General features: G+C 61.3%; 10 protein-coding genes. 9 read left to right on the top strand and 1 reads right to left on the bottom strand.

Features of this window, described 5'->3' with window-relative positions:
* Positions 1–10: 10 nt before the first annotated feature.
* Entirely contained in the window at positions 11–2,608 is a 2,598-nt protein-coding gene (ccsA, locus tag LJ738_RS00230) for a cytochrome c biogenesis protein CcsA (protein ID WP_227784310.1), read from the top strand.
* A gap of 269 nt (positions 2,609–2,877) precedes the next feature.
* Here ccsA and LJ738_RS00225 read toward each other — a convergent pair whose 3' ends face one another.
* Positions 2,878–6,537: a T9SS type A sorting domain-containing protein gene (locus LJ738_RS00225; protein ID WP_227784309.1), complete on the bottom strand. Its 3,660-nt coding sequence runs from the start codon at positions 6,535–6,537 to the stop codon at positions 2,878–2,880.
* A 221-nt stretch (positions 6,538–6,758) separates the two neighbouring features.
* Between LJ738_RS00225 and LJ738_RS00220 the strand changes: the two genes are divergently transcribed.
* The 8 genes from LJ738_RS00220 to pruA all read left to right on the top strand — a co-directional run bounded on the left by LJ738_RS00220 (position 6,759) and on the right by pruA (position 12,773).
* Positions 6,759–7,553, top strand: coding sequence for a Rossmann-like and DUF2520 domain-containing protein (locus LJ738_RS00220; RefSeq protein WP_227784308.1), 795 nt, complete (start codon positions 6,759–6,761; stop codon positions 7,551–7,553).
* A 70-nt stretch (positions 7,554–7,623) separates the two neighbouring features.
* Positions 7,624–7,959 carry a 2Fe-2S iron-sulfur cluster-binding protein gene (locus LJ738_RS00215; RefSeq protein WP_082684839.1) on the top strand — a complete coding sequence of 112 codons (336 nt, stop codon included), beginning with the start codon at positions 7,624–7,626 and terminating at the stop codon, positions 7,957–7,959.
* A gap of 107 nt (positions 7,960–8,066) precedes the next feature.
* A complete protein-coding gene (gene iscX, locus LJ738_RS00210) occupies positions 8,067–8,303 on the top strand; it encodes a Fe-S cluster assembly protein IscX (protein ID WP_068188926.1) in 237 nt (78 codons plus the stop codon).
* A 142-nt stretch (positions 8,304–8,445) separates the two neighbouring features.
* Positions 8,446–8,640, top strand: coding sequence for a cold-shock protein (locus LJ738_RS00205; protein WP_068188929.1), 195 nt, complete (start codon positions 8,446–8,448; stop codon positions 8,638–8,640).
* 138 nt (positions 8,641–8,778) lie between these two features.
* Entirely contained in the window at positions 8,779–9,717 is a 939-nt protein-coding gene (locus LJ738_RS00200; protein ID WP_227784307.1) for a geranylgeranylglycerol-phosphate geranylgeranyltransferase, read from the top strand.
* 79 nt (positions 9,718–9,796) lie between these two features.
* Entirely contained in the window at positions 9,797–10,492 is a 696-nt protein-coding gene (locus LJ738_RS00195) for a YjjG family noncanonical pyrimidine nucleotidase (RefSeq protein ID WP_227784306.1), read from the top strand.
* A gap of 7 nt (positions 10,493–10,499) precedes the next feature.
* Positions 10,500–11,048, top strand: a complete 549-nt coding sequence (locus LJ738_RS00190; RefSeq protein WP_227784305.1) for a nucleoside/nucleotide kinase family protein — start codon at positions 10,500–10,502, stop codon at positions 11,046–11,048.
* A 60-nt stretch (positions 11,049–11,108) separates the two neighbouring features.
* Positions 11,109–12,773: an L-glutamate gamma-semialdehyde dehydrogenase gene (gene pruA / locus LJ738_RS00185; RefSeq protein ID WP_227784304.1), complete on the top strand. Its 1,665-nt coding sequence runs from the start codon at positions 11,109–11,111 to the stop codon at positions 12,771–12,773.
* Positions 12,774–12,898: the final 125 nt, after the last annotated feature.

Here is a 12,898-nt window from a genome sequence, read left to right as displayed (position 1 = left end):
TTCTTACCATATGAACTTATTAATAGGAAACATTGGCCACCTCAGCGTCATCATCGCCTTCGCGGCGGCGCTGGTGGCAGCCTACAGTTACTTCCAGGCCTCACGGGGCCGGGCCTTGGGCGAAACCGACGCCAGCTGGCTGCGCATTGCGCGCGGCGCCTTTTTTGTGCACGGGGCGGCCGTGCTGTCGGTGGTGGTGTGCTTGTTCAACATCATCCACGCCCACCGCTACGAGTACTACTATGCCTGGAGCCACAGCTCCAACCACCTGCCGGTGCAGTACATGATTTCCTGCTTCTGGGAAGGCCAGGAAGGCAGCTTCCTACTCTGGATTTTCTGGCATGTAGTGCTGGGCGCATTCATCATCCGCTACAACCGCAAGTGGGAGGCGCCAGTGATGGCCGTGTTCAGCGGCGTGCAGCTGTTTCTGGTGAGCATGATTCTGGGCGTGGTGCTGGGCGGCGTGAAAGTGGGCTCGTCGCCGTTTATCCTGCTGCGCGACTTCCTCACCGACCTGCCGGTGTTTAAGATGAACCCCGACTTCGTGCCCAAAGACGGCACCGGCCTCAATGCCCTGCTGCAGAACTACTGGATGGTGATTCACCCGCCCACGCTGTTTCTGGGCTTTGCACTCACCCTGGTGCCGTTTGCCTTTGCCATTGCCGGCCTTTGGAAAAAAGAACTGACCGCCTGGGTAAAACCGGCGCTGCCGTGGACGCTCATCGGCGGAGGCGTGTTGGGCGTGGGCGTGGTAATGGGCGCCTACTGGGCCTACGAAACCCTGAACTTCGGCGGCTACTGGAACTGGGACCCGGTAGAAAATGCCGTGTACATCCCCTGGCTGGTGCTGGTGGCCTCGTTGCACGGCATGGTGCTCTGGCAGAAGCGCCGCCTCGGCCTGCGCACTTCGTTTGCGCTGGTGGTGGCCACGTTTATTTTGATTTTGTACGCCACCTTCCTCACCCGTAGCGGTGTATTGGGCAATGCCTCGGTGCACTCCTTTACGGACCTGGGCTTGTCGGGCCAGCTGCTGATTTACCTGGGCGCGTTTACGGTGCTGGCCGTGGCATTGCTGGTGTGGCGCTGGAAGGAAATCCCGGTTTCGGAGAAAGAGCTCAACGCCTACAACCCCGAGCTGTGGGTATTTGTGGGTGCTACGGTGCTGTGCCTGGGTGCTTTCCAGGTATTGTTTACCACCAGCATCCCGGTTTATAATGCCTTGATGGGCCTGATTGGCATCAAAACCAACGTGGCCCTGCCCGCCGACCAGATTGCCCACTACTCCAAGATGCAGCTCTGGATGGGCGTGTTTGTGGCGCTGCTCTCCGGCCTGGCCCAAATCATGTGGTGGCAGCGCAACGACAAGACCACCCTGGTCAACTCCCTGACCGCGCCCTCGCTGCTGTCCCTGTTGGGCACGGCGCTGGTGGTGCTGCTGGTGCGCTACAATAGCCTCACGATTTCGCCGGCTTACGTGGTGCTCGTCTTGGCAGGCTTGTTTGGGGTGTTGGCCAATTTCGGCACCATCTTCACGCTGCTGCGGCGCGGGGTGCGGCTCTCGGGCGGAGCGGTGGCCCACCTGGGCATTGCCCTGATGCTGCTGGGCATCCTGGCTTCGTCGGGCTACTCAAAAATCATTTCGCGCAACGTTTCGGGCCTGCTCTACTCACGGGAATTCACGGAAGAGCTTAATCGCGACAACGTGCTGCTGTGGCGCAACGAGACCGCGCCCATGCACGGCTACGAGCTGACTTATACCGGCCAGTATTTTGACGTGCCCGGCGTGCCCGGCTACGTGGATAAGCAGTTCCTGTTCCGCACCGACGACGACTACCGCGCCATTGCCCGCGCGCCCATCGCCAGCGAAGGCAAGACCTACTACAAGACCGGCGACACGCTCGACATCCTGCCCGAAAACACCTACTACCGCATCACTTACAAAGACCAGAAGTCGGGCGAGCAGTTTGTGCTGTACCCCCGGGCGCAGGTGAATGAGGAAATGGGCGGCCTGCTGGCTTCGCCGGCCATCAAGAAGTTCTGGGGCCACGACATCTACTCGCACATCAGCTCCGTGCTCGACCCGCGCAAGGAAAAGACCTGGAGCGAGGCCAAGGAGCACATCCTAAGCGTCGGCGACACGATTTTCCTGAACGACTACTTCGCGGTGTTCCGGGCCATTGAGCCAGCCCACGAAACCGCCGGCTTGAACCTGCAAAAAGGCGACCTCGCCTTGCAGGCCGACATGATTGTGTCGGGTGAGAAGCGCCAGTACCACGCCCACCCGGTGTTTGTGGTGCGCAACCGCATGGTGGGCCGCGTGCCCGACGAGGTGGAAGACCTCGGCGTGCGCCTGAGCCTGAACGCCATTGACCCCACGGCCGGCAAGTTCACGTTTGCCGTGAGCACCACGCAGAAAGACTATGTCATCCTGAAGGCCATGGAGAAGCCCTTCATCAACCTACTGTGGAGCGGCACGCTGCTCATGGCCCTCGGGTTCGGCCTGAGCCTGCGTCAGCGCGGACGCAAAGACACCCCCGTGGAGCCTACAACGGATGCACAAAGCCAGCCGAGCAACCGGAATACGCGGCCGCAGCCCGCGGTGGGCTAGGTTTTCCTCGCGGCTTGGCCCAGCAGAACCTCACCCCCGGCCCCTCTCCCCAGGAGAGGGGAGCCACAGCGGCTCAAGCTTTAGCTCAACTGCTAATAACAGAAAGCCCCAGCTCAATATTGAGCTGGGGCTTTTTCATTCGAAGGCGTCAGGCTCCCCTCTCCTGGGGAGAGGAGCTTAGGGTGAGGTTCTGCCGGGCCGGCATTCTCCTCTCAACAAAAAAGGGCCGCCCACAGACTGGACGGCCCTTTCATCAACAAAGTGAAAGCCTACTTCACAATGGAAATCTGCTGCATGGTGTACTCTTCACCATTACGCACCTTGATGTTGTAAATGCCCGGAGCCAGCGACGACAGGTTCACTTCACTGCGGAAGTTGTCTTTCGCTGTGCCCGTGTACACGCGTTGGCCCAACATGTTGGTAACCTCCACGCCTAAAGCCTTCTTGACGTTGGCGCCGTGAATTTCCAGGTTGAATATCCCGGAAATCGAAGGATTGGGGAACACGCTGATGGCGCGCTTCAACGCCTCCGACGTAGCCAGGGGGCTGGCCGATATCACTACATCGTCGACCGCTAGGAAGCCCTGGCTGGCGCCGCTGATAGCATGGAAGCCAATGTAATACGTACCCGTAGTGGGCGTGATGTCGAGCACGGCGGGGGTGCTGGCGTTGTTGGCTACGGTGTAGGCCGTGTTGGTAATGGCGTTGTTGGTAAAAATGGTGGTGGTCTGCCCGGCTGGGGTGGCGGCGGTGCCGTATTTCACCTCCAGGCGCTCGGTGTAGCCACCCGTGGCCACACGGTAGTAGAACGACAAGCGGTAGCTCTGCCCCGTGGCCAGGGCCAAAGCCGGCGTGTAGAACCAGTCGTTGGCGCCCACGGTAATGTCGGCGTCGTTGTAGACGTACACCATTGCATTCGGGGCGGAGCGGGCGACGCTGGTTGAGCTGAGGGCGGCTGGCACGGTGCCGCGCGCCTGCCAGGTATAGCCGTCGTTGTTCGCATCGGCTACAGTGATGCCGCAGGGCAAGGTTTGGCCCGTGGCCACCACGTCAAAGCTTTGCGTGTAGGGGAACGTGCTGATGGTGGGCGCGGTGCAGGCCGTGGTGGCCCGCACGGGCCCGGCCAGGTTACTCTGGTCGGTGGCGCTGCAAATGGTGCGCACGTAAAAATCGTAGGTGTTACCGGCGGCGAGGCCCGTCAGGGTGTAAGTGGTGCCGGTGAAGGTGGCCGATGTGCTGCTCGTAGTGCCGGGCGTGAAGCCTTGCGGGCCATACACAATCTGGTAGCCGGTGGCGCCAGCCGCGGCGGTAAACGAGAACGATACCGACGTGGCCGTGCTGCCCGTGATGGCCAAAGCCGTGGGCACGGGGCAGGTAGCGGGAGCCGACAATTCTGCCTCCAGCATGTAGCGGGCGTCGTTTACGGCGCCATCTTGTGGCGCGCCTGGCGTCGTGATGTTCGCGATGAAGAAGGTACCCGTCCGGGCGGGCGTTTCGGCCTGGTAGGCCATCGGGAATACCGCATCGGCGGCAGTGCCCACGGGCAATACCTGCGCCAGGCCCACCAGGAAGTCGCCCGCGGGCACGTTGGCCGACAGGTTGAAGGTGTGGAGCTGGCCCAGGTCGGCCGCCGTCAGCACGTAGTCGGGAGAGCGGGCTATCAATGCGCCGGTGGTGGCATTTACCACCACGCCATACACGGTGGTGGTGCGCTGGCCGTTGGCCGCATTGGGCAGCAGGTCGGTGTCGTTGCCAATCACGGCCCGCACGGCCGTCACGTCGCGCGCAGCATTCACGGTGAACTTGCCGCAGAACGCCAACGTGCGGGCCGCCGTGTTCGGCGTGAAACCGAAGCTACTAACCGCGGGCACTCCCGGGGTGATGAACGAGAACCGCGTGGCACTGGTCGCCATTTGTTGGGCTACCAAGTTGTTGGCGTTGTTGTCGTCGTTGGGCACTGAGACCGTTACGGTGTTGGCGCCCACGTTATTGAGCGTAATGCCGGTGAAGTTTATCAGCGCCGTACCGCCCACGCCCACCGAAGTCAGCGTTTGGGTTTGCGTCACGGTATTGGCTCCGGTGATGGTGAGGGTCACGGTCACGTTGTTGAGGGCGGCCGCGCCACTGTTGCGCACCACGGCGCGCAGCGCCACGGGGTTGCCCACCGGCACGGCAATGGAGCCGTAGCCCTGAATCTCGGCCACCGCCAGGTCGTTGTTGGAGGGCGCGGCCGTCACGGCTTCCAGCATGTAGCGGGCGTTGTCGCCCGTGTTATCGTTCGGTGGGCCCGTAGCTGACACGCCGGCGCTGAAGAACAAACCCGGGCGGGCGGGTACTTCCGTCTGAAAAGCCATAGGGAAGACGGCATCGGTAGCGGTGCCGGCGGGCACTACCTGCGCCAGGCCCACCAGAAAATCACCGGCCGGCACCGTAGTGGGCGCCACCAACGTGAAGGTGTGGAGCTGGCCAATGTCGGCCGAGGTCAGCACATAATCGGGAGAGCGGCCGAGGACGTCGCCCGTCGTGGCGTTGATTACCACGCCGAACACCGTGGTGGTGCGCTGGCCGTTGCCCGCGTTAGGCGCCAGGTCGGGGTCGTTGCCAATTATGGCCCGCACCGCCGTTACAGCCCTGGCCGCGTTCACGGTGAATTTGGCGCAGAAGGCACTCGTGAACCCCGAAGCAGCCGGCGAGAATCCGTAGCTGTTGGATTGGGGGACGCCGGGCGCAATAAAGGAGAACGTCGACGCGCTGGTCTCCATCGTCTGCGACACGGAATTGTTGGCGTTGTTGCCATCGCTCGCCACCGAAATGGTCACCGTATTGGTGCCCACGTTGGGCAGCGAAATGCCCGTGAACGTAGCCAGACCCGTGGCATTCAGCGCCAGAGAGGGTACCGTCTGCGTCTGGGTGTATGTATTAGCGCCGCTGATGGTCAGCGTGACGGGGGTGTTGCTCAGGGCCGTAGAGCCCGAGTTGCGCACCACTCCCCGCAGCGAGAATGAATTGCCCACCGGCACGGCAATGGAGCCGTAGCCCTGAATGGCAGACGCCGCGGCGTCGTTGGCCACCTGAACGGAAAAGCTGAAGGTGCGCCCAGGGTCGGGCAGCGGCGTGCCCCCAGCTATCGAGGGCGTGGCGCGGATGTTGAAAGCGTTGGTGGCCGAGGTGTAGGGGCCGGCCTGAAACACCGTGCCGCTCCACGCACTGTTCGACGCCTTGATGGCCGTAATTACCTGAGCGGCCGCGGTGCTGGTGCCTTTCAGCCCAACCACAATGAAGTTGGCGTTGGTTTGATTGCCGGACGGCGTGGCCGTGCCGTACACAAAATCAATGCTGTTGCTCGACTCATAGAGCTTCACCTGGAAGCTGAAGTTGGTAAATTGCTTGTCGATGTTGCCTGCGGCCGTGCTGCTGGCGGCGCGGGTTTTGTCGCTCACGTTTTTCCACTGAATGGTGAGCACCCGGTTGGGGGCCGTGCCGGTGGTGGCCATGCGGTACTCGGGCGTGCCGGTGCCAGCCTCCAGGTCTGTGTTGAACGGGAGCACGAGGTTGGTTTCGGTGGCCGAGTTTAGCGGGCCGCCCGTGGAGGCTTCCTGGGCATAGCTCGAAAAAAACGGCGCGGCCGGAGCCACCGAGCCCAATTTCAAAAAGCCGTTGGTGTTCAGTACAAATTGATTGAATACCGTTCCGCTATAAGTAAACGGGAACGGCAGCGTCTGCACGGCCGAGTTCGAATCGTCAAAGTCGGGCGTGGCGATAACCGTGCCGCTGGTGCCCAGATCGGTGTAGGTACCGGCCTGGTTTAGTACGTTGGCCGCGCTATAGAACTGCGCGTGGGCCGTGGTAGCCCCGCACGCAAGTAGCGCCGCCAAGGCCAGGTGCCGAAGGCGGGCCCTCAGCCCTGGAAGAGTGTACTTGTCTTTCATAAAAGCATTGGAAAAGGATGAATTATAAAGCGCGGGGATAAGGACTCCGGAAAACGGCAGCAGCAGTATGCTATCGAGTACTTTTGAGTGCACAAATTGCTAATTTTTAGCATAACTATCTAGCTCCCGACCCTTATTCGGCAGCTTTGTATCGCTGAAGTGCGGCGAGCCGTCCCAAAATATATTCGCTGCGACATCGGCAACCAAATAACCTCATTTAAATGAGTGGTTTACCTCGCCCACAATTACGAATTGGGCTATTTGGCGCGGGCCGCGTGGCCAGCCAGCTAGCCCCGGCACTGGCCGCCGCCGGCCACCACGTGGTATTTGTCTGGAGCCGCACAGCCCCCACGGCCGAAGCCCTGGCCGCCCAGCTTCCCGGCACCGCGGTCCTGACCACTTTGGCAGCTCCCCTTCCCGCCGCCGATGTCTACCTTCTGGCAGTGCCCGATGCGGCCGTGACGCCGCTGCTGAACAGCATCAGCTGGCCGGCCGGGGCGCTGGTGGCGCATTTGGCGGGCGCCCTGCCGCTCAGCATTTTTGAAAGCCAGCCCACCGTGCGCGGCGGCGTCTTGTACCCGCTGCAAACCTTCAGCCCGGGCCGGGCCATCGACTGGCCCACGGTGCCGCTGTGCATCGAAGCCAACGACCTGACCGCCGAAACCACCCTGCTGGACCTGGCCGGTAGCCTGAGCCAGCACGTGCGGCGCCTCGATTCGGCTCAACGGCTGAAGCTGCACGTGGCCGCCGTGTTTGCCAACAATTTCACCAACCACCTGTTGGGCATTGCCGAGGCCCTCCTGGCCGAAGCCAACCTGCCGTCGGCGTTGCTGGCCCCGCTCGTGCGCGAAACCGTGGACAAAGCCCTGGCCAATCCGCCTTTCTCCGTGCAAACCGGGCCCGCTGCCCGCCAAGATGCGCCGACCCTGGCCGCCCACCAGGCGGCGCTGGCGGCCCACCCGGCGTGGCAGGCCCTGTATGGGCAGCTCACCGCCAGCATTCAAGCCCAACTTTGATGCCGGGACCGGGAGGAGTACCTTTGCGGCGGCTACGGCCGTGTCTTTTTCGCCATTTTTGCTTCTCGTTTTGTCTGTTCCCGCCACCACCATCACCTTCCAACTTAGCGACGGCCAGCCGGCCCAAACCCACGTGGCGGCCCCCGGCGAGTCGGTGCTCGACGTGGCCCTCAACAACGGCATCCAGCTCCAGCACAACTGCGGCGGCGTATGCGGCTGCAGCACCTGCCACGTCTACATCAACTCGGGCGGCGACGACCTGCCCGAAATCAGCGACAAGGAGGAGGACTTTATTGACCGCGCCGAGAACCCGCGCATCAACTCCCGCCTGGCCTGCCAGTGCGTGGTGCAAGCCGGCACGCAGCTGGTCGTGACCATCCCGCCCCAGCATTTCCTGGGCCACTAGATTTCTAATTATGAGGTTTGAATTATGAGGTTTGAGTTGCCCAGGCAGCTCAATCTAGCCTCATTTTCAACTCATAACTCATAATTCAAACCTCATAACTCCAACAGATGAATCATTTCGAGCCGCCCATGCACTGGGCCGACCACGAAGACATTGCCATGGCGCTCTACGAGAAGTTCGGCGATGATTTTACCGAGGCGAAAATTTACCGCATCCGCTTCACCGATTTGATTGAATGGGTGCTGAGTTTGAGCAACTTCAACGGCACCCGCGAGCAGGCTACCGAAGGCCACCTCGAGCAGATTCAGGCCAAGTGGGTGTACGAGTGGCGCGATAACCAATAACGGATGGGGTTAGAACACCGGGCAGCCAACCCGGCGTTGATTTCCCGCGTAAGCTGCCCTGAAGTGAATTAAAAACCCATTTCAGGCATTTCTGCAGCCTTTACCCGGGCAGTTTCTCATCTTTCCATTTTTGTTTTTTTGCATGAAAACCGGCATCATCAAATTTTTCAACGAAGCCAAAGGCTACGGCTTCGTGACCGACGACCAAACGAAGGAAGACTTCTTCGTGCACGTAACCGGCCTGAACGGAGCCACAGTGCAACAAAACGACCGAGTTGAGTTCGAAACCCAGGAAGGCCGCAAAGGCATCAACGCCGTGAACGTGCGCAAAGTCTGAGCTAAATCAATAATAGCGGGGCTACCCGCAGAAAGCTTCTCCCCTCCCGGAGAAGCTTTTTTATTGCGCCCGGCGCCCACTTCCGGCCCAAGGCCGTTCTCTTTCCCCGACCTTTGCAGTCTGCCCCACCTGCCCACCATGACCACGCCCCCGCCCAAGCTGCCGCACCCGGCGCTGCCCCCGTTTCCGGCGGGTGGGCTGGGCTCGGCGTTGCCCACGCTGGTGCGCTGGCCCAATTTGCTCATCATGCTGCTGTGCCTGGCCCTGGTGCGTGCGGGATTGCTGCTGCCCGAGCAGCCGCTGGGCACGGCCCTGCTGGAGCCCCGCTTCTTGGTGCTGGTGCTGGCGGCGCTGCTGGTGGCGGCGGGCGGCTACATCATCAACGACTATTACGACGTTAAAATCGATGCCATCAACCGGCCCGACCGGCTGGTGATTGGGCGCGTGGTGCAGCGGCGCAAAGCCATGCTGGCCCACCTGATACTGAGCGGCACGGGCGTGCTGCTGGCGGGCTGGCTCCACCCCGTGCTGGGGGCCGTAACCTTGGGCACGGCGCTGCTGCTGTGGGGCTACTCGGCGCGGTTCAAGCGGGTGGCGCTGGCCGGCAACGCCAGCATTGCCACGCTCACGGCGGCGCTGGTGCTGCTACCTGAGCTGCAGCTGCAGCTGGCGCGCAACAACAGCCACAGCGTGGTGTGGCCCTACGCCCTGGCCGCGTTTCTGCTCACCATGGTGCGCGAAATTGTGAAGGACGTGGAAGACATGCGCGGCGACGCCCAGCACGGCTGCCGCACCCTGCCGCTGGTGGTGGGCGTGGCCCAAACCAAATGGGTGGCGGGCTTCTTTCTGGGCTGCCTGGCCTTGCTCACGGCGGGGGCCACGGCGCGCCTGTTTGGGAGCGGGCACTGGCCGCTGGGGCTGTGGCTGGTGCTGCTGGTGCTGCTGCCCATGGTGCAGCTGGCGCGCCTGCTCATCCGGGCCGACCGCCGGCGCCACTTCAAGCACCTAAGTGCTTGGTGCAAGGGCATTATGCTGGCGGGCGTGCTGAGCATGGCGCTGGCCGGCGGCATTGGCTAAAGAGATTTTGAGCGTGGCGTGTTGAATCAAAAGGGCCACCCGAGCTGTAGTTGCTTTCTGATACTTATTACTTGAGCCATTGAAAACCTATCGCCACCTCTTCTTCGACCTCGACCACACGCTGTGGGACTTCGAAAAAAACGCGAACGAAACGCTGCGCACGCTATTTGAGCGGCATGATTTTGCGCGCTTTGGCACGTTCACCGTCGAGGAGTTTATCCAGGTCTACAGCGACGTCAACCACGCGCTGTGGCGCCTGTACCAAAACAATAAGATTACCCAAAAGCAACTGCGCGAGGTCCGCTTCGTGCGCACGCTGACCAAACTGGGCGTGCCGGAAGACCAGATTCCGGCCACTATTTCGGCCGAGTTTACCACCATTCTCCCGCAGAAATCGGCGGTATTCCCCTTCACACACGAAGTGCTGGACTACCTCAAGCCCAAGTACCGGCTCCACTTAATCACCAACGGCTTCAACGACATCCAGGACCTCAAGCTGGTTTCGTCGAACCTATCGCACTATTTCGAGGAAGTCATCACCTCCGAGCACAGCGGCCACCTCAAGCCCGACCCGCGCATGTTTCAGCACGCGCTGGAGCGCACGGGCGCCACCGCCGCCGAAAGCCTGATGATAGGCGACAACCTGGAGTGCGACGTGCTGGGCGCCTACAACGCCGGCATCGACCAGGTGTATTTCAACCCCGACAAACGCCGGCACTTCAACCAGATTACCCACGAAATCAGTTGCCTGAGCGAACTGAAGGACATTTTGTAGCCTCCTTATGATACATCTGATTGGCATGTCGGGCCGCCGGGGTAGCGGCAAAGACACCGTGGCGCGCCTGCTGCAGCAACAGCAACCCGCGCGCCTCTGGCAAATCCGCTCTTTCGGCGATTCCATTAAGTCGGTCTGTGCGGCCCTCACGGGCGAGGACGTGGCGCCCTATTACACCCAAAGAGGCAAGGCCCAGTTGGTGCCCACTTTCCAGCGCACCCGGGGCGAAATGCTCCAGCAAGTGGGCCAGGCCCTGCGCGTGTGGGAGCCCATGGTGTGGGTCGATGCCTTTTTTGCCGCGCTGCCGCACGATGCCTGCGTGCTGGTGCCCGACGTGCGCTTTGCCAACGAAGCCGACCCCATCCGGGCCCGCGGCGGCCTGATGCTGCGCATCGAAGGCGACCCGCTCAAGCAGCGCGGCGACGGCACCCGTGACGACAACCACCCCAGCGAAACGGCGATGGATACGTATCAGCACTTTGATTTTACGATTTACAATACCGGCTCTTTCAAGGACCTGGAGCAGCAGGTGAAAGAGTTAACGAAGCAGCTTTAAGATTCGCTTTACCTTTGCCCCCTCCCACTCAAAACTCCATAAACACCTAACCCGCACCTTATGGCCAACGCCTTTTTCAACGTCCCCATCCCGATTAACGAACCCGTGAAAGGCTACGCGCCCGGCTCGAAAGAGCGGCTGGAGCTGCAGCAGCAACTCAAGAGCCTGCGCAATTTGGAGCTGGACATTCCGATGTACATCGGCGGGAAGGAAGTACGGACCGGCAAACTGGAGCGCATCAGCCCACCCCACGACCACCAGCGCACCATTGGCCATTTCCACGCCGGCGACGCCAGCCACGTCACCCTCGCCATTGAGGCCGCCCTGGCTGCCCGCACGGCTTGGGCTGAATTGCCCTGGGAACACCGCGCCGCCGTGTTCCTGAAAGCGGCCGACTTGCTGGCCGGCCCCTACCGCGCCCGCATCAACGCGGCCACCATGCTGGGGCAGAGCAAGAATGCGTTTCAGGCCGAAATCGATGCCGCTTGCGAGCTGATTGACTTCTTCCGGTTCAACGTGTACTACATGCAGGAAATCTACAAGCAGCAGCCCCAGAGCCTGCCCGGCATGTGGAACCGTGTGGAGCACCGCCCGCTGGAAGGCTTCGTGTTTGCCCTCACGCCGTTCAACTTCACGTCCATCGCCGGCAACCTGCCTTCGTCGGCGGCCATGATGGGCAACGTGGTGGTGTGGAAGCCCGCCAACACGCAGATTTACTCGGCCCAGGTGCTGATGGAGCTGTTCAAGGAAGCGGGCGTGCCTGACGGCGTGATTAACCTCGTGTACGTGGACGGCCCCACGGCCGGCGACGTTATTTTCTCGCACCGCGACTTTGCCGGCATTCACTTCACCGGCTCTACGGGCGTGTTCCAGAACATCTGGAAGACCATTGGCCAGAACATTCACCTGTATAAGTCGTACCCGCGCATCGTGGGCGAAACCGGCGGTAAGGACTTTATCCTGGCCCACCACTCGGCTCACCCCAAGGCGGTGGCCGTGGCCATGAGCCGGGGCGCGTTTGAGTACCAGGGCCAGAAATGCTCGGCGGCTTCCCGCGTGTACCTGCCTTCGAACACGGCCGAAGAAATCTTGGGCTACGTGAAAGAAGACCTCGCCTCGTTCAAAATGGGCGACGTGGAGGATTTCGGCAACTTCATCAACGCCGTTATCAGCGAGGTTTCCTTTGATAAGCTCGCCAAATACCTCGACGACGCCAAGGCCGACCCGAACGTGGAAATCATTGCCGGCGGCGGCCACGACAAGTCGAAAGGCTACTTTATTGAGCCGACGGTGATTGTGGCCAAAGACCCCAAGTACGTGACCATGTGCGAGGAGCTATTCGGACCGGTGCTCACGGTACACGTATACGACGAGAACAAGTTTGAAGAGACGCTGGCGCTGGTGGATACCACCTCGCCCTATGCCCTCACCGGTGCCGTGTTTGCCCAGGACCGGTACGCCATCGACCTGGCCTCCAAGCGCCTGATGAATGCGGCCGGAAACTTCTACATCAACGACAAGCCCACCGGCGCCGTGGTCGGTCAGCAGCCTTTCGGTGGAGCCCGCGCCTCCGGCACCAACGACAAAGCCGGCTCGCAGCTCAACCTGATTCGTTGGGTGTCGCCTCGCGCCATCAAGGAAACCTTCGTGCCCGTGACCGATTACCGCTACCCCTTCCTGGGCTCGGAGCCAGCCGAAGACCTGAACCGCGACAAGGGCCTGTAGAACTTTCTATTGGGCTTATTCAAATCAGCTCAACATGCAAAAGCCGCTTCCAGCAATGGAGGCGGCTTTTTGCTTTTAGCAGAAATTTCAACTCAAACCAGCTCAATTAATTCACCGGCCGGCTT

Origin of the sequence: Hymenobacter plasmatis (assembly GCF_020711255.1) — a bacterium.
Classification (GTDB): domain Bacteria; phylum Bacteroidota; class Bacteroidia; order Cytophagales; family Hymenobacteraceae; genus Hymenobacter.
Note: the sequence above shows the minus strand (reverse complement) of the source record. Positions and strands in the feature narration are given on the sequence as shown.